This window comes from Streptomyces sp. NPDC008086, assembly GCF_042957325.1.
GTDB lineage: Bacteria > Actinomycetota > Actinomycetes > Streptomycetales > Streptomycetaceae > Streptomyces.
The window spans coordinates 461,503-479,195 of the sequence record NZ_JBIBIA010000001.1 but is presented as its reverse complement, the minus strand read 5'-3'; the positions used below and the strand labels follow the sequence as shown (position 1 = coordinate 479,195).

Genomic DNA, 17,693 nt, shown 5'->3' with positions numbered 1-17,693 from the left:
GGCGCGGGCGAACGGCAGGCCTCGCTGAACCGCTCGAAGAGGAGACAGCCTGTGCGGGACCAGATCTGGGAGTACGGGGGCTACCGCTCCGCGGACGAGCGGCTGAGGGAGTCGCTGTGCACGCTGGGCAACGGCTACTTCGCCACCCGCGGAGCGCTGCCCGAGTGCACGGCGGACGACGTGCACTACACGTACGGCAGCAGCGACTCGTCCACATGGCGGAGCCCCACCTGGCTGCCCTGCGCACCGAGTTCACCACCGAGAATTTCGCCGGTGAGCTGGAGGTCGAGGCCGTGCTCGACGGCGGCGTGACGAATGCCGGGGTGGCTCGCTATCGCGACTTGAACACGCGTTCCACGCCGCCGACCTGCGCCGGGCACCGTTGCGCGCCGTGCACGCCTGGCACGTGCCGTTCTCCGCCTCCCGGACGCTGAGGAGCGAGCACGGATCAAGGCGGAGGCGGAACGCGAGTTGGCGGAGCTGCTCGAGCCCTGGCGTGAGAAGCACCCCGCCGTCATCGTCAAGGAGAACTTCCACGAGGGACGCCCGGCGCACGTCCTCGTCCGGGCTGTCAAGTGGCAAGACTCGCCTGTGTGTCCGGGGGTAAGGAGCGGGTGTCTCTGGGCGCGAGGCGCCGTCGAACAGATGGATGGTGGATCGATACCGCAAACCCACATGGGGCATACGGAGCGTGCAGATCGGCGCCCGTGGAAAGGCATAGCTCAATCAAGATCCCTTAAATGAAGGGGAGTTCATGCGTCGCACCGTTGCTGTTGCCGTTGGAGCCATCGTGTTCCTCGGGGTGCTGGTCACACCTGCCAGTGCCGCCCCTGCGCCCTCCGTCACACCCAGGAATATCGGAGGCGCCTTGACCTGTGTGATGGGTTCGTTGAGCAAGCCCATGGAGCTTCTCACCAGCCTCCCCGGGTGCCTACCGGAGTTGCTGAAGCCGTGACTGCCAGGTGGTCGTGGGCGGAGCCATAGCCGGACAGCGGCGCCGGTGACGGTGCCGTGGAAGGTGTAGGCCCGCTCGTCGAAGCGGGTCGCCACCGCGCGGAAGCTCTTGAGCTGGTTGATCGTTCGTTCCACCTCGTTGCGGCGCTTGTACATCGTTTTGTCGAATCCGGTGGGCCGGCCGCCTGCGCTGCCTCGGCGCTGGCGGTTGGCCCGTTGGTCTTTGCGTTCGGGGATGGTGTGCCTGACGTGGCGACGTCGTAGGTAGCTCCGGTTGCGGCGGGAGCTGTACGCCTTGTCGCCACCGACATGGTCGGGCCGCGTGCGCGGGTGTCCTCCGCCAGGGCGGAGGGACGGATGCGTTCGAGCACCGGTATCAGCTGCGGGGCATCACCCCACTGCCCTGGCGTGATCACGAATGCGAGGGGGCGTCGGCCCCCGTCGCTGGCCAGATGGATCTTGCAGGTCAGGGCGCCCCTGGAACGGCCAAGGGCCTCGTCGTCGCGGTGCTGAGCAGGCCGACTGCATCGGCCCGGAATGCTTGGTGGGCGTGCACGAGCACCGGCGGCGTGCTGGTGAGCCCGGCAGGACGTCGAGTCAACACCGACCATGGTTGGGTCGATCCTGCCGTCCGCATCGGCGTCAGCCTGGACGGCTTGCAGGATCCTGTCCCAAGTACCGTCCGCCGACCAGCGGCGATGCCTGTCATAGACCGTTTTCCACTTCCCGAACCGTGGCGGCAGATCCCGCCATGGGATACCGGTGCGCTGGCGGAAGAGAATGCCGTTGATCACCCTGCGGTGGCTCTTCCACCGCCCGTCCCGTCCGACGTGCTGTGGCAGGTGCGGCTCCAGCGGAGCCGACTCTGCGTCGGATAGATCACCCCGTCCCACGAGAGACTGAACGACACGGACGCTGCTCAGTCGCCAGACCCATCGGACACTGCCTGGCCGAGACGCGTAACGCCCTGTCGCGGCGGGTGGTCATGATGGCGCGAGCCTGCGCGGCGACCGCGCGTGAGACTCCGTACTCCCTGCCCATGCAATCCAGCCGGCTGAGCAGCGATTCGTCCGGGAACGGGACGGGCACCAACGGGAGACGTCCTGGCGAGAGGAGGGGGTGGTAGGTGGCAGGCACACCTAAGGTATGGCACTGAACAGTGCGGTGCGCTACTGAACTATCCACTGAACTCATTCACGCGCGACTGAACTACTCAGTGCCGTACAACACCGTCAGTCGCCCTTCCTGTCCCGCCCCGGCAGGAACTCCTGCATCTTCGCCTTGAACCCCTGCCTGACCATCGACCCGCGATCCGCGTCCCCCTTCAGGATCGACGAGGCCGTGGCCTCCATCTGGTCCCAGGTGGCATGCGGCGGAATCGGCGGTACGGCGGGGTCGGTGAGGAACTCGATCACCGCGGGGCCGTCCGCCTCCAGACCCGCGCGCCAGCCCGCCTCGACGTCCTCCGGCTTCTCGACGCGGATGCCGGTCAGACCGAGGGAGCGGGCGAACGCGGCGTACTGCACGTCCGGGAGCTCCTGGGACGGCAGGAAGGACGGGGCGCCCTCCATGGCGCGCATCTCCCAGGTGACCTGGTTGAGGTCGTGGTTGTTCCACACGGCCACGACCAGCCTCGGGTCCTCCCACAGGTCCTTGTACTTCGCCGCGGTGATCAGCTCCGCAAGGCCGTTCATCTGCATCGCGCCGTCACCGACCAGCGCGATCGCCGGGCAGTCCGGATGGGCGAACTTGGCGCCGATCGCGTACGGCACGCCGCAGCCCATCGTGGCCAGCGTCCCGGACAGCGACGAGCGCATGCCGGGCCGCATCGTCAGATGCCGGGCGTACCAGTTCGCCGCCGAACCCGAGTCGGAGGACACGATCGCGTTCCCGGGGAGCAGCGGGTCCAGACAGCGGGCGACGTACTCCGGGTTGATGGGGTCGGCCGACAGGTTCGCCCGCCGCTCCATGACCTCACGCCAGCGCGTCACGTTGTCGCACACCGTGTCGTACCACTCGCGGCCCCGCTCCTCGGACCTGATCAGCGGGATCAGCCGCTCCAGCGTCGCCTTCGCGTCGCCGACGAGGTTCACCTCGTACGGATAGCGCATCCCGACCATGTGCGGATCGATGTCGATCTGCACGCCCCGCGCCTTGTCGAAGTCCGGCAGGAACTGGGTGTACGGGAACGACGATCCGATGGTCAGCAGCGTGTCGCAGTCCCGCATGAGCTCGTACGACGCTCGCGTGCCCAGCAGCCCGATCGAGCCGGTGACATACGGCAGTTCATCGCTGAGGACGTCCTTGCCGAGCAGCGCCTTGGCCACCCCGGCGCCCAGCAGCTCGGCGATCCGCTCCACCTCGGCCCGCGCACCGGACGCGCCCTGGCCGACCAGGATCGCCACCTTGTCACCGGAGTTGAGGATCTCCGCCGCCCGCTGGACCGAGTCGTCCGAGGGGATCGCCGTCCAACTGCTGCGGTCCAGGCTGGAGGGCACCATCTTGAACTCGTGCGTGGGCGGCGAGTAGTCGAGCTCCTGCACGTCGCCAGGGATGATGATCGCCGTCGGCGCGCGGCGCGCGTACGCGGTGCGGATCGCCCGGTCCAGGACGTTCGGCAGCTGCTCGGGGACCGTCACCGTCTCCACGAAGTCCGAGGCGACGTCCTTGAACAGCGTGTGCAGGTCCACCTCCTGCTGGTACGAGCCGCCCATCGCGGTCCGATGCGTCTGGCCGACGATCGCCAGCACGGGGACATGGTCGAGCTTGGCGTCGTACAGACCGTTCAGAAGATGGATCGCACCCGGACCGGACGTCGCCGCGCACACCCCGAGACGGCCGCTGAACTTGGCGTAGCCGACCGCCTGGAACGCGGACATCTCCTCGTGCCGGGACTGGATGAAACGAGGCTGGTTGTCGGCCCGGCCCCAGGCGGCGAGCAGGCCGTTGATGCCGTCGCCGGGATAGCCGAAGACGTGCTCCACACCCCACTCGCGCAGGCGCTGCAGGACATGGTCGGCGACCTTGGTGCTCATGTGCGGGACCTCCTGGGCTCCGGGAAGACTGCGCGGCACCCGTTCCGAGTGACCCTGTGGGCCGGAGGAAAACCTGAACCGGTGTTTGCGCGCGAGGCGCGGGGGCAGGCGAAGAAACAGTGCTTCGGACAGGAGGCACGTCCGTGGGAACGGGAATCCCCCGCCACGGGTGTGTCCCGCTCCGGTGCGCGCCCGCACTCCCATGGTGACCGCCCAAGCCAGAGCACGACCAAGGGAGTTGCGACGCATGATGCCCACTTCAGTGAGCGCGAAGCACCACCCGCACGACGACGCCCCCGACACCGCGGAGGACTTCCGCAAGCTCGCCACCCTGCCCGACGGCCCGCAGCGCGACGCCGTCCGCGAGAGGATCGTCGAGGCCTGGCTGCCCATGGCCGACCGGCTCGCCGGACGGTTCCGCAGCCGCGGCGAGAGCTTCGACGACCTGCGGCAGGTCGCCGCCCTCGGCCTGGTCAAGGCCGTCGACCGCTACGACCCCGAACGCGGCAACGCCTTCGAGAGCTACGCCGTGCCCACCATCACCGGCGAGATCAAGCGGCACTTCCGCGACCACATGTGGACGCTGCACGTGCCGCGCCGGGTGCAGGACCTGCGCAACCGCGTCCGGTTCGCCGTCCAGGACCTCCAGACCCTCTCCGGTCGGCGGCCCACGGTCGCCGAGATCGCCGCGCACGCGGACATGACCGAGGCCGACGTCAAGGTCGGTCTCGAGGCGCTGGAGAGTTTCACCGCGCTGTCGCTGGACGCGGAGTTGCCCGGCAGCGACGACGGATATTCGCTGAGCGACGCGTTGGGCTCCGCCGATCCCGCGCTGGACACGGTCGTGGACCGTGAGGCGGTCGCGCCCCGGCTGGCCGCGTTGCCCGAGCGTGAGCGGGCGATTCTGTATATGCGGTTCTTCGGGGACATGACGCAGAGCCGGATCGCGGAGCAGTTGGGGATCTCGCAGATGCATGTGTCCCGGCTGATCAGTCGGTGCTGCAGTCGGGTGCGGGAGCAGGTTCTCAGTGGCGGGTAGCGCCGTGGGGGTGCGGGTTGTCCGCGGTGTGCCGGTCCGTTGTGGCCGGTCGCGCAGTTCCCCGCGCCCCTTCAGGGCGTTGCTGTCGCCGCCAATGCCATGTGGCGGGACATCGTGTCCATCGCCTGTGCCTCTGCCATCGAGAACGCCAACCTGGGCCCACATCTGAAAAGCGTCAGGACGCTGACCACGGCGTCCCCGACCACCACCGGCACGCACAGCAGTGATGTGACGTTTGCCTGTACCAGGACGGGGGCACCGTCGGCGTCGTGGCCGAAGGCGGTTGGATTCGGGGGCCGGACCTGGAGGGTGGGGGAGGCCGTGCGGGCCGTCTCCATGACGAGGGGGCAGGTGGTCGGGGCCTGGGCGGCGAGGGCGCCGGCCTCCTTCTCCGAGGGGGCCAGGACCGTCGTACGGGACAGACCGCCCGTGCCGGTGTCGGCGATCACCCAGTCGGCGAAGCGGCCGTGGAGGACCCGGGCCGCCCGGCGGACGACGGCGTCACGGTCGCCGCGCGGTGCGGTCAGCAGGGTCGTGGTCATCTCGTCCAGGACCTCCATCAGGGACGCGTGCCGGGTGGTCTCGGTCAGGTCCGGGACCTGGGGCGTCGGGCTCTCGGCCGCGCCCGGGGCGCCGGTAGCGGCCAGGTCGCCGGGCTGGAGCACCACCAGCACCGTGGTGTGCGGCTCCCCGCTCGGGCGTACGGCGGTCAGGGTCGTGTGGACCGGCACGGCAGGGCGCTGCTGGAGACGCACGGTGAGGCTGCGGTCGCCCTCGCCGCGGGCCACCGCCGCCGCCTGGGAACGGAACGCGGCCCGGTCGGCATGGGCGAGGAACCCGGTCAGCGGCCGGCCCGTCGCATAGCCTGCCCGGACCCCGGTGAAGGACGTCGCCGCGAAGTTCAGCCGACGCACCACCGCCTCCCGGTCCACCAGCGCCACGGGCAGCGGGAACCGTTGGAAGACCGCGCGCAGCAAATGCTGTTCCTGACGGTCGGCGGACGTCGTGCGGGGCGGGCCGGCCGACGACAGCCGCTCGAACCAGGGCCACAACTGGTCGGCGACATGGTCGAGTTCGAAGATCGCCGCGTCCAGTACGGTCGGCAGGTCCCCTCCGGACACCGACCGCGCCGCCTTGAGCTCCGCGACGCGGCGCACGAAATCCGCGAGCTCTTCACCGAATTCGTCGGTCTTCGCCATAAGGACGAACCTAGCTCGTGGCCAGGCGGCGCGGGGCGCCGGGGACCCAAACCGGTTCTGCCTGTTCCTCCGCCGTTTTCCCCGGGCGGCGCCGGGAACGCGCGTGGAGAGAAGAGGAGTTGAGGATGCCCGCTCACCACCCTGTGGATCACTCGGTACCCGAGTCCGTCGAAGCCGCCCTTCCTGCGCGGAGATTGTCCGAACTGGTCGAACAGGCCGTGCGCTGCACCACCGACTGCTGCGGAGCGAGCAGCGTGGTCGCCGAGCCGGAGGCCGAGCGGCCGGCCGCCGTCACCCATCCCGACCTCGCCGGACTCGTCGCCGTACAGCTTCGCTCCGGGGACGGACCCATCCCGGCCGCAGTGGAACGCGGCGAGCCCGTCGACTCGGCCGACCTGCTGCGCGACGAGCGCTGGCCGGAGTACCGCGCCCTGGCGCTCGACTCGGGCCTGCGCTCCAGTGTCACCCTGCCGTTCCGCCGCTCCGGGCTGACGGTGACGCTCAGTCTCTACAGCTTCCGGCCGGGCGCCCTGGAGGACGTCGCCCACGGGCCCGTGCACGCCCTCGGTGACTTCGCCGCCGGCTGCCTGGTCCGCGACCGCTCGTATCGCGCCGCGCTCACCGAGCTCGACCATCTCGGCACCGCCCTGCGCTCCCGGCCCGTCGTCGACCAGGCGTGCGGCATCGTCATGCACGTCCTCGGCTGCGACGCCGACGCCGCCTTCGGCGTGCTGCGCCGCATCTCCCAGGGCACCAACCGCAAGCTGTCGGACGTCGCCGCGGGCGTCGTCAGCAGGCGGGGGCGCGGGTTGGAGCGCGACCTGGCGGCGCTGCTGAACTGACGGGGCGGGGCGGGGGGGGGCAGAGGTACGGCAGGGGGAGGCCCGGGAGGGGGCCGGGACGTCACCCGCTCGGGCGTCACCGTCCCGCGAATGGTGCCCGGCCGCGCGCGTCCTGCCCCCGGGCGGGCTGTCATGGCTGCGGGGGCACGACCGCCGTACCCCCGCAGCCGTCGGCCGAAGGAGCTCACCCCATGCGCCGCACCGCCCGCGCCCTGTCCGTCGCCGCCCTGGCCGGTGTCGTGCTGGGCTTCGCCGCCTCGGCCGTCTTCGCGGAACCGGCCGCCGAGGTCAGCCCCGGCAGCGTCGCCCCGGGCGGCAGCGTCACCGTCTCGGTCACCTGCGACCCGGCCGGCGGCCAGGCTCCCGCCACGCTCGACGCCACCTCGCAGGCGTTCGAAGACGGCACCGTCGAGCTGAAACGGGTCTCCGGCGAGGACGAGAAGGGCGCCGGGCCCGCCTACAGCGGCACCGCCGGCATTCCCCCGGCCGAGAACTTCGAGGGCGACCCCGACGCGGCCGGATCCGACTCCGCCTGGACGGTGGACGGCACCTGCCCCGCGGCGGCCGGAGCGGAGGGCAGGCCGTGGAGCGCCACGTTCGCGGTGGCCCTCGACAGCGACGGCGGAACGGGCGGCAAGGACGCGGGGCCGGACGGTGGCAGGGACGCGGGTAAGGACGGCGGCGACGAAGGCGGCACAGAGGGTGGTGGCATGGACGGCGGCCAGGGCGGCGGAACGGGCGGCAAGGACGCGGGGCCGGACGGTGGCAGGGACGCGGGTAAGGATGGCGGCGACGAAGGCGGCACAGAGGGTGGCGGCATGGACGGCGGCCAGGGTGGCATCGACGGTGACCAGGGCGGCGGCATGGAGGGTGCCGGGGCCGGCGGTCAGGGCGGGACGGAGGGCGGCAGCGGCGGCACCGACGGGGGCGGCCGGCACTGCGCCGATCCCGGTTCGGGCATGACCGAACACGGTATGACCGGGCCCGGGATGAGCGAACCCGGAGTCACCGGACCCGGCACGACGGGACACGGCGAGGCCGAGACCGACTGCGCCGACGAGGCGGAGCAGCACGGAGTGCGGGCCGGCTCGGGTGGCACCTTCACCGACTCCGTGCCCGCCCTGGTGGCCGGCGGCTTCCTGATCGCGGGCGCGGCCGGCGGCGCGGTGTACCGGCTGCGCCGCAAGGCGCCCACCACCCCCGCCGACTGACGCACCCCGCCGCTGTGACGGGCGCAACCCCTGCGGTCGCCCATGGGGGGCGGCACGATGGGTACTCACTGAGGCACCAGGCACAGCGCGGAGGCACGGATGCGCCCGACGGACCCAGAAGGCCACGGCCCCGTCCGCTACGGCCCACCGCTGCCGGGCGACGGACTGCCCGTGCTGCCCGAACTGGCCGCCGTGCTCGCCGCGGCCGCCGGCCGGCCCGAGAGCGAGCCGGTCGGCGGCGGCCAGGGACTGCGGGAGGCCGCGTGCGGCTACTGGGACCGGCGCGGGCTGCCGACCGGGCCCGAGCAGGTGGTGGCCGCTCCCGGGGCGCCCGCCCTGCTGCTCGCGCTGACCGCCGCGCTCGACGGCGACGTCCTGGTGCCACGGCCCTGCGCGGCCTGGTGGGCGCCGTACGCACGCCTGTTGGGCAGACCTGTCTTCCATGTGGCGACACCGGCCGAGAGCGGCGGTGTCCCGGATCCGTACGCCCTTCTGGAGACCGTTCGCCGGGTCCGGGACGAGGGCGGCGACCCGCGGCTGCTCGTGCTGTCCGTCGCCGACGACCCCACCGCCACCGTGGCCCCGCCCGAGGCGCTGCACGAGACCCTGGAGGCCGCCACCGACGAGGGGCTGCACCTGGTCAGCGACGAGACCTGGCGCGACACCGTGCACGCCCCGCACGACACCGTGCTGCTCAGCCCCGCCGAGATGCTGCCCGACCAGGTCACCGTCGTCACCGACCTGTCCGGCGCCCACCTGCCGCCCGGCTGGCCGGCCGCGGTCGCCCGGTTCCCCGCCCACGACGCCGGGAACGGCCTCCACGCGCGCGTGCTCGACGTGCTCACCGCGCTCGGCGCCCGGATCGCCGGCCCGGTCGCCCTCGCGGCCGGGTACGCGCTGGAGGAGCCCGAGCCGGTCACCGCGCGGATCACGGCCGCCGTACGCCTGCACGCGCGCGTGGCCGCCGCCGCGCACACCGCCGCCGTGGGCGCGGGCGCGGTGGCACGGCCCCCGCAGGCCGGACGGCACCTGTACATCGACCTCGGCCCGCTGCGTGCCGGCCTGTCCGCGCACGACGTCGGGGACGCGCAGGACCTGGAGGATTTCCTCGCCGCCCGGCTCGGCATGCCCGCGCCCGGCGGGCACCGCTTCGGCGACGACCTCGGCGCGCTGCGCGTACGGCTGTCCACCGGACCGCTGCTGGCCGGCACCGACGAGGAACGTGCGCGATGCCTCACCTCACCCTCGCCGTTGGAGCTGCCGCACGTGCACCGCGCGTTGATCCACTTGAAGTCGGTCTTCGACGACCTCCGTGACGAAGCTCAGCGATGGGAGCCTCCTCGATGACGCAGCAGTCCGAGTCAGCCACGTCGACCACGCCGCGTACGGCCACCCGGGAGACCGGCGCCGCTCCGGCCCCGTCCCGCTTCGCGCCCCCGTTCCCGCCACTCGCCGCACCCCGCCCGCTGGGCGAACGCCGGGTGTGGCCGCGCACCTTCCACGACCGTCTCACCGCCCCGCTGCCCGGCATCAAGACCCTCGCCCGCTTCGCCCGCGAGGGCTCCGTACGCCCCGGCCCGGAGGGCCTCGCCGACATCCCGCGCCTGCCCTACGAGCCGGGCCCGGTACCCCGCGTGGACGCCCGCACGGTCGCCGTCTCCTGGGCGGGGCACGCCAGTTGGGTCGTCCAGATCGGCGGACTGACCGTCCTCACCGACCCCGTCTGGTCCCGCCGCATCCTCGGCACCCCGGCCCGCATCACCCCCGTCGGGGTCGCCTGGGACGCCCTGCCGCGCGTGGACGCGGTCGTCATCAGCCACAACCACTACGACCACCTGGACGCCCCCACGCTGCGCCGACTGCCGCGCCACACACCCGTGTTCGTACCGGCCGGCCTCGCCCCCTGGTTCCGTCGCCGCCGGTTCACCCAGGTCACCGAGCTGGACTGGTGGGAGGCGGCCGAACTGTCCGGCGTCCGCTTCGACTTCGTCCCCGCCCACCACTGGTCCAAGCGCACCCTCACCGACACCTGCCGCAGCCTGTGGGGCGGCTGGGTCCTCACCGCCCCCGACGGACAGCGCGTCCACTTCGCCGGCGACACCGGCTACGGCCACTGGTTCACCCGCATCGGCGAGCGCTACCCGGGCATCGACCTCGCCCTCCTCCCCATCGGCGCCTACGACCCCCGCTGGTGGCTCAGCGACGTCCACTGCGACCCGGAGGAGGCGGTCCGCGCCAGCCAGGACCTCGGTGCGCGACGGATGGCGCCGATGCACTGGGGCACGTTCGTGTTGTCGGCGGAGCCGGTCCTGGAACCGCTCACGCGGGTGCGGGCGGCATGGGGGAAGGCGGGATTGGCGAGGGAGGACTTGTGGGATCTTCCGGTGGGCGGGTCGAGGGTGCTCGACCCCCCGGGGGCGAGTGGACCCACCCAGGGGCGCGGGGAACCGCGCGAGCAACCACATACGACCCGCACCCCGCGGTGAACCATCACCTGGCAGGCCGAACCCGCCGCCACAGCCCCGGTGCCACGCTGATGACCAGCGTCAACGCAACCGCCGCCACGACCCCCTCCCACGGCTCACTGAACAACGACCCCCCGAGAATCCCGATCAACTGATACGTCACCGCCCACGCGAGGCACGCCGGCAAGTTCCCCCGCGCGAACCTCCGCATGGGCCACTCCGCCACCAGACAGGCCAACATCACCGGCAACCGCCCCGCCGGCACCAGCCGGGACAGCACCAGCACGGCCACCCCATGCGCGGCGAGCTTCTCCTGCGCCTGCGCCAGCCGCTCCTCCGGCGCCCGCGACCGGATCGCCTCCAGCCAGCGCGACCCGTTCTTCGAGCCCATCCCACGCCGCCCCAGCCAGTACAGCGTCGCGTCCCCCAGGAACGCGGCCGTCGACGCCGTCACGAACACCAGCGCCAGCGAGAAGGGCGCCGTCTGGTGAAACGCCACCACCGCCGCCGAACTCACCAGCGCACCCGTCGGGACCACCGGCACCAGCGCCCCGATCAGCACCAGCAGGAACAGCGACGGATAGCCGATCGCCTGCTGCGTCGACGCGGTCGGCACCACCGTCGTGGTGGCGGCCAGCACCGTCACCGGGTCACCTCCGGGCGCACGCGCTCCCCGTGCGCGAGCCGGTGCACCGACACGCCGGGAGCACGCGCGGCCGCGAGCCGCACGAACTCCTCGCCGGGCGCATGGAATTCATGGGGGCGCACGGCGTCCATGCCGATCGGCCAGTACGTGCCGTAGTGCACCGGCACCGCACTGCGCGGCGCGAGCCGGGTCAGCGCCTCGGCCGCGCGCCCCGCGTCCAGATGGCCCTCCCCGAGATACGGCCCCCAGCCGCCGACCGGCAGCAACGCCACGTCGACCGGTCCGACCTCCTTCGCCATCGCGTCGAACAGCCCGGTGTCCCCGGCGAAGTACGTCCGGGCCTCGCCCTCGATGACATAGCCGAGGGCGGGGGCGCGGTGCGGGCCGACCGGCAGCCGCCGTCCGTCGTGCCGCGCGGGCACGGCCCGTACGGACAGACCGCCGACCGTCGTCACGTCCCCCGGCGTCATCTCGCTCACCTGGAGATGCGCGAGCCGGCGCAGACCCGGCACCGCGCGGAGCGCGCCCCGGGGCACGAGCAGACGGGTGCCCCGCGCCAGCCTGGCCAGCGACGGTACGTGCAGATGGTCGGCGTGCAGATGGGAGACCACGGCGACGTCCGCGCGCCAGGCGCCCGGCGGCGGCACCGCGCCCCGCCGACGGCGCAGGTGTGCGAGCCGGCGTGCGAACAGCGGATCGGTCAGCACGCGCACGTTCGAATCCTCGACCGTGCAGGTGGCGTGACCCCACCACGTGATCTCCACGGCCACCTTCTTTGCCTCCTTCGCGCGACTCCCCGAAGCGTACGGGCTGGAGTAGGGTCGGCGGCGAAACCCGGAGGTGAGGGGGACGCCATGGGGTCATCCATTGTGCGCGTGACGGCCATCGCCAGTCTTACGCCGCTCGAACAGCTGGACGCCGACCCCTTCCTGGTGGACTCCCGCAGCCAGCACGCGATGTGCGCACGCTGGGCCGCCGAACACGGGTACGTCGTCGCGCGCGAGCTGCTCGTACGCCGGTTGCGCGCGGACCACGCCGTGCTGTGGGAGGGCGTCCGCCCCGGCCTCGACCTGTTCGTGGCACCCAGCCGCAGAGTGCTGGAGAGCGCGCTGTCCTCCGTCGAGGAGTTCACCGCGGAGTGCGCGCGGCGGGGGGTGCGGGTGGAGGTCGTGGGGCGCGCCGAGCCCCTGTACGACGCGCAGATGAAGGCCCGGGTGCACCGGCGGCTGTCGATGCCGACGGCGGGTTACGACGGTCGTTGAACGCTCCGCGCGGGGTGGCGTGAAAGGCCGTACGGCGTCTGCGGCGCCACCGTGGCCGGTCGCGCAGTTCCCCGCGCCCCTGGGAGACCCGCCGCCGGCCGGCATTTCAGCCCGTCCGGCGTTTGAGGACGAGGCCCGGAGGGCCGATGCCGGGGTTCTGGGGGCGCAGCCCCCAGGGACGGGGACGGGTAGGGGCGGCGGGGGCGACACAATGGGGGCCGGAGGTGGGCTGTGCGTTGGCGGAGGGTTGCCAGTCAGGTAGGTCGGAGCGTCACCGTGTGGGTGGTGTCCACCGTCACCATGCTCGTGCTCGCCGGCCTCCTCCCCGACTTCCAGCTCCAGTCGGCCGACGGCGACAGCGCCACCAGCATCGCCATGACCGCGGCCCTCGGCGCCGGCGCCTTCGGCCTGCTGTCCGCCCTCGTCTGGCCCCTTCTCGTACGGCTCCTGCTCCTCGTGCCCGCCCTGGTCCTGGGCCTGCTGGTGTTCTTCCTCAACGGCTCCCTGCTCATCGTCGCCCTGCGCCTGGTGCCCTCGGGCGACAGCGAGGCCGCCCCGGAGACCGCCGTCATCGTCGCCGCGGTGATGTCCGCCGTCGCGTCCGCCACCGGCGCCGCCCTGGCCGTACGGGACGACGACGCCTACCGACGCCGGCTGTACCGCCTGGCCGACCGCCGCCGCAGAGCCCTGCCTCCCGGCCCGTCCAGCCCCGGCACCGTCTTCGTCCAGCTGGACGGCGTCGGCCACGACGTACTCCTCACCGCCGTCGGCAAGGACCTGATGCCCACGGTCGCCCGCTGGCTGGGAGAGAGCACCCAGGACCCCGCCGGGCCCGCCCGCCCCGCTCACCGCCCCACCCACCGGCTCACCCCCTGGCGCACCGACTGGTCCAGCCAGACCGGCGCCAGCCAGCTCGGCATCCTGCACGGCAGCAACCACGACGTCCCCGCCTTCCGCTGGTACGAGAAGGCCGGCCGCGAGGTGATGGTCTGCAACCGCCCCGCCGACGCCGCGGAACTCCAGCGCCGTGCCGTCGACCGCACCGGCGACAGCGGGCTCCTGGCCGCCGACGGTGCCAGCCGCGGCAACCTGTTCAGCGGCGGCGCCGACGAGCAGGCCCTCGTGCTGTCCATCGCCACCAGACGGCGCGGCCGCGAGAACCGCTCCCGCGCGGGCTACTTCGCCTACTTCTCCGACCCGGCCAACGCCGTGCGCACGGCCCTGTCCTTCGTCGCCGAGGTCGTCCGCGAGATCGGACAGTCCACTCGGGCCGGCCTCCGCAAGGTCCGCCCGCGTGTCTCCCGCGGCGGCCTCTACCCGCTCGTCCGGGCCTTCGCGACCGTCGTCGAACGGGACGTCGTCGTCGCCGCGGTGATGGGCGACATGCTCGCCGGCCGCACCGCCGTCTACGCCGACCTGGTGGCGTACGACGAGGTGGCGCACCACTCCGGGCCGGGCAGCCGCGATGCCGAGAAGGTCCTCGCCCGCCTCGACCGGTCCCTCGCGCTGATCGAGAAGGTCGCCGAGCACGCGCCGCGGCCGTACCGGATCGTCGTGCTGTCGGACCACGGGCAGAGCCCCGGGGAGACCTTCCGGTCCCGGTACGGCCTCGGCCTCGGCGACCTGGTGCGGGCCGGGTGCGGGCTGCCCGTGCCGCGCAGGGCGCGGCGCACCCACAGCGGTGCGGAGGCCCGCGCGGCCGTGCGCGCCGCGCTGCGCCGGCCCGTCGAGGAGGGCGGCGAACAGCGCCGCCCGTCCCGTCGCTCGGAGCCGATCGTTCTCGCGTCCGGCAACCTCGGCCTGGTCTCCTTCCCGGACGTGCCGCACCGGACGACCAAGGAGGAGATCGACGCCCGCCACCCGGCCCTGCTCACCACCCTCGCCAACCACCCCGGCGTCGGTTTCCTGCTCGTCCGCAGCGAGGAGCACGGCGGGGTCGTGCTCGGCGCGTACGGAGCGGAGATCCCGCTGGACCGACTCGACGAGGACCCGGGGCCGTTGAAGGTCTTCGGGCCGGGGGCCGCCGACGCGGTGCGCCGTACGCACACCTTCCCGAACGCCGCCGACATCATGGTCAACTCCGCGTACGACCCCGCCGAGGGCGGCGAGGTGCTCGCCTTCGAGGAGCAGATCGGCTCGCACGGCGGACTCGGCGGGGCGCAGGGCAAGCCGTTCCTGCTGTCACCGCTCGCCTTCTCCGTCCCGGTCGGCGACGGCGAGGACCTGGTGGGCGCCGAGCACGTGCACCGCGTACTGCGCCGCTGGCTGCGGGAAGCGAACGGACCTCAGGTCCCCCTGGAGCCCGAGCCCGAGCCCGAGCCGGAGCCCGAGCCCGAGTCGGAGGAGCGGGCCGCCTGACGAGCCGTCGCCTGCCGTTCACCCCGCGTGGGGCGGTCTTCCGGGTGCGGTGGGCCGGAGTGTGATCGGATGGGGGTACGGACCCAGGAAACGGGCCCCCACGCGAAAGGAAGAACCGTGGCTACCACGCGCTCCGCACACACCGTCTGGGAAGGCAACCTGCTCGAGGGCAACGGAGTCGTCAACTTCGACTCCTCCGGTGCCATCGCCGCGCAGCCGGTCACGTGGGCATCGCGCTCCCAGGACGCGAACGGCAAGACCAGCCCCGAGGAGCTGATCGCCGCCGCGCACTCCAGCTGCTTCTCCATGGCGCTGTCGCACGCCCTGGCGGGGGCCGGGACGCCGCCCACCAAGCTCGTCACCTCGGCCGACGTGAGCTTCCAGCCGGGGGAGGGGATCACCGGGATCCACCTCACGGTGGAGGGGACGGTGCCGGGGCTGGACGAGGACGGGTTCGCCGCGGCGGCGGAGGACGCCAAGAAGAACTGCCCGGTGAGTCAGGCGCTGACGGGGACGACGATCACGTTGTCGGCGAAGTTGTCGTAGCGGGGCGCCTGAGGGGGTGCCGCGGAGGCTGTCCGGCGTCTGCTGCGCCGTCGTGGCTTGTCGCGCCCACGCGGCGGAGCCGCATATCGATACAGCCCCGCGCCCCTGAGGTGGGCGCGGCCCGTCGGGCCTGGCCCACCTCGTCCTTCGCCGGCTGAGCGGCTGCTCAGCCGGCCGTTTGGCTCCCCGGCCTCCCGGTCACTCGTCCCATTGACAATAACCCGCTCAAGTTTTGTGCTGGAGTTCAAGGGGCGCCCTGGCGGAAGGGGACAGCGATGGCACGCGCGGTCGGGATCGATCTCGGGACCACGAACTCGGTGGTCGCCGTCCTGGAGGGCGGCGAACCCACGGTCGTCGCCAATGCGGAGGGGGCCAGGACCACACCGTCGGTCGTGGCCTTCGCCAAGAACGGCGAGGTGCTCGTGGGGGAGGTGGCCAAGCGACAGGCCGTGACGAACATCGAGCGCACCGCCCGTTCCGTGAAGCGGCACATGGGCGACGGCAGCTGGCGGTTCCCGGACCAGGGTGACGTCGACGGCACCCGCTACCGGGCGCAGGAACTGTCCGCCCGGGTACTGCAGAAGCTGAAGCGGGACGCCGAGTCGTACCTCGGCGAGGACGTCACCGACGCGGTGATCACCGTCCCGGCGTACTTCGACGACTCCCAGCGGCAGGCCACCAAGGAGGCCGGGGAGATCGCGGGCCTGAAGGTGCTACGGATCATCAACGAGCCCACGGCCGCCGCGCTCGCGTACGGCCTCGACCGGGGCGAGGAGCAGACGGTGCTCGTCTTCGACCTCGGCGGCGGCACGTTCGACGTCTCGCTGCTGGAGATCGGTGACGGCGTCATCGAGGTCAAGGCCACCAACGGGGACACACATCTGGGCGGCGACGACTGGGACCAGCGGGTCGTCGAGTACCTGGTGAAGAAGTTCAAGGGGCAGTACGGCATCGATCTCGGCAACGACAAGATGGCGCTGCAACGGCTGCGCGAGGGTGCCGAGAAGGCCAAGATCGAGCTGTCCTCCTCGTCCGAGACGACCATCAACCTGCCGTACATCACCGCCTCCGCCGAGGGCCCCCTCCACCTCGACGAGAAGCTGACCCGCGCCCAGTTCCAGGAGCTCACCGCCGACCTCCTCGACCGCTGCAAGACCCCCTTCCACCAGGCGGTCAAGGACGCCGGCATCAAGCTCTCCGCCGTCGACCACGTCATCCTCGTCGGCGGCTCGACCCGGATGCCCGCCGTCACCGACCTGGTGAAGGAACTCACCGGCAAGGACCCGCACAAGGGCGTCAACCCCGACGAGGTCGTGGCCGTCGGCGCCGCTCTCCAGGCCGGTGTCATCCGCGGTGACGTCAAGGACGTCCTGCTGCTCGACGTGACCCCGCTGTCCCTCGGTATCGAGACCAAGGGCGGCATCATGACGAAGCTCATCGAGCGCAACACGACGATCCCGACCAGGCGTTCGGAGATCTTCACGACCGCCACGGACAACCAGCCCTCGGTCGGCATCCAGGTCTACCAGGGCGAACGCGAGATCGCCGCGTACAACAAGAAGCTCGGTGTCTTCGACCTCACCGGTCTGCCGCCCGCCCCGCGCGGTGTCCCGCAGATCGAGGTCGCCTTCGACATCGACGCCAACGGGATCATGCACGTCTCCGCGAAGGACATGGCGACCGGCCGTGAGCAGAAGATGACGGTGACAGGTGGCTCGGCCCTGCCCAAGGACGACATCGACCGGATGATGCGGGAGGCCGAGGAGTACGCCGATGAGGACCGCAGGCGCCGCGAGGCGGCCGAGACGCGGAACCAGGCCGAGCAACTCGTCTACCAGACCGAGAAGTTCGTCCGCGACAACGAGGACAAGGTCCCCGCGGACACCAGGTCCGAGGTCGAGTCGGCCGCGGCCGAGCTGAAGCAGCTCCTGGCGGACAACGCCGACACGAACGCCCTGCGCACCGGCATCGAGAAACTCGCCACGGTGAGCCAGAAGATGGGCCAGGCGATGTACGCGTCCGACTCCGGCGGTTCAGCGGCCGAGGAACAGAGCGCGAGCGCCGCCGATGAGGAGGGCGTGGTGGACGCGGAGATCGTCGACGACGAGAAGGACCAGAAGGGCGGGGCGGCCTGAC

General features: G+C 72.1%; 13 protein-coding genes and 2 pseudogenes. 10 read left to right on the top strand and 5 right to left on the bottom strand.

The window, feature by feature from the left end:
* Window positions 1–51: 51 nt before the first annotated feature.
* A pseudogene (locus ACFZBP_RS02070) lies at window positions 52–353 on the top strand (hypothetical protein); the annotation flags it as partial.
* A 619-nt stretch (window positions 354–972) separates the two neighbouring features.
* Here the strand turns inward: ACFZBP_RS02070 and ACFZBP_RS02065 are convergent.
* Together ACFZBP_RS02065 and ACFZBP_RS02060 are read right to left on the bottom strand one after the other, a co-directional pair.
* Window positions 973–1,847: pseudogene (locus ACFZBP_RS02065) on the bottom strand (IS5 family transposase); the annotation flags it as partial.
* 339 nt (window positions 1,848–2,186) lie between these two features.
* Complete coding sequence (locus ACFZBP_RS02060; RefSeq protein WP_391409360.1) at window positions 2,187–3,989, bottom strand: thiamine pyrophosphate-requiring protein; 1,803 nt, start codon at window positions 3,987–3,989, stop codon at window positions 2,187–2,189.
* Window positions 3,990–4,239: 250 nt separating this feature from the next.
* Here ACFZBP_RS02060 and ACFZBP_RS02055 point away from each other — a divergent pair, with 250 nt between their 5' ends.
* Window positions 4,240–5,028 (top strand): SigB/SigF/SigG family RNA polymerase sigma factor, encoded by a 789-nt coding sequence (locus ACFZBP_RS02055; protein WP_391410323.1) that lies wholly within the window; start codon window positions 4,240–4,242, stop codon window positions 5,026–5,028.
* Window positions 5,029–5,099: 71 nt separating this feature from the next.
* Here the strand turns inward: ACFZBP_RS02055 and ACFZBP_RS02050 are convergent, their stop codons facing one another.
* Entirely contained in the window at window positions 5,100–6,227 is a 1,128-nt protein-coding gene (locus ACFZBP_RS02050) for a PAS domain-containing protein (protein ID WP_391409358.1), read from the bottom strand.
* 125 nt (window positions 6,228–6,352) lie between these two features.
* Here ACFZBP_RS02050 and ACFZBP_RS02045 point away from each other — a divergent pair, with 125 nt between their 5' ends.
* The 4 genes from ACFZBP_RS02045 (at window position 6,353) to ACFZBP_RS02030 (ending at window position 10,766) form a co-directional block, all read left to right on the top strand.
* Window positions 6,353–7,069, top strand: a complete 717-nt coding sequence (locus tag ACFZBP_RS02045; protein WP_391409357.1) for an ANTAR domain-containing protein — start codon at window positions 6,353–6,355, stop codon at window positions 7,067–7,069.
* A gap of 191 nt (window positions 7,070–7,260) precedes the next feature.
* Entirely contained in the window at window positions 7,261–8,280 is a 1,020-nt protein-coding gene (locus tag ACFZBP_RS02040; RefSeq protein ID WP_391409355.1) for a hypothetical protein, read from the top strand.
* A gap of 99 nt (window positions 8,281–8,379) precedes the next feature.
* Entirely contained in the window at window positions 8,380–9,627 is a 1,248-nt protein-coding gene (locus tag ACFZBP_RS02035) for an aminotransferase class I/II-fold pyridoxal phosphate-dependent enzyme (protein WP_383453016.1), read from the top strand.
* Window positions 9,624–10,766, top strand: a complete 1,143-nt coding sequence (locus ACFZBP_RS02030) for an MBL fold metallo-hydrolase (protein ID WP_383453018.1) — start codon at window positions 9,624–9,626, stop codon at window positions 10,764–10,766. Before ACFZBP_RS02035 ends, ACFZBP_RS02030 begins: the two co-directional genes overlap by 4 nt.
* 4 nt (window positions 10,767–10,770) lie before the next feature.
* On the opposite strand, the gene ACFZBP_RS02025 is transcribed toward ACFZBP_RS02030, so the two are convergent.
* Complete coding sequence (locus ACFZBP_RS02025) at window positions 10,771–11,391, bottom strand: DedA family protein (RefSeq protein ID WP_383453020.1); 621 nt, start codon at window positions 11,389–11,391, stop codon at window positions 10,771–10,773.
* A complete protein-coding gene (locus ACFZBP_RS02020) occupies window positions 11,388–12,161 on the bottom strand; it encodes an MBL fold metallo-hydrolase (RefSeq protein WP_383453022.1) in 774 nt (257 codons plus the stop codon). Before ACFZBP_RS02020 ends, ACFZBP_RS02025 begins: the two co-directional genes overlap by 4 nt.
* A gap of 84 nt (window positions 12,162–12,245) precedes the next feature.
* On the opposite strand from ACFZBP_RS02020, the gene ACFZBP_RS02015 reads away from it, so the two are divergent.
* The 4 genes from ACFZBP_RS02015 to dnaK all read left to right on the top strand — a co-directional run bounded on the left by ACFZBP_RS02015 (window position 12,246) and on the right by dnaK (window position 17,692).
* Window positions 12,246–12,653: a hypothetical protein gene (locus ACFZBP_RS02015; RefSeq protein ID WP_383453024.1), complete on the top strand. Its 408-nt coding sequence runs from the start codon at window positions 12,246–12,248 to the stop codon at window positions 12,651–12,653.
* Window positions 12,654–12,929: 276 nt separating this feature from the next.
* Window positions 12,930–15,011: a phage holin family protein gene (locus tag ACFZBP_RS02010; protein WP_391409353.1), complete on the top strand. Its 2,082-nt coding sequence runs from the start codon at window positions 12,930–12,932 to the stop codon at window positions 15,009–15,011.
* A gap of 117 nt (window positions 15,012–15,128) precedes the next feature.
* Window positions 15,129–15,557, top strand: a complete 429-nt coding sequence (locus ACFZBP_RS02005) for an OsmC family protein (protein ID WP_383453026.1) — start codon at window positions 15,129–15,131, stop codon at window positions 15,555–15,557.
* Between the two features lie 275 nt (window positions 15,558–15,832).
* On the top strand, window positions 15,833–17,692 hold the full coding sequence (gene dnaK / locus ACFZBP_RS02000) for a molecular chaperone DnaK (RefSeq protein ID WP_383453028.1): 1,860 nt from the start codon (window positions 15,833–15,835) through the stop codon (window positions 17,690–17,692).
* Window position 17,693 lies beyond the last annotated feature (1 nt).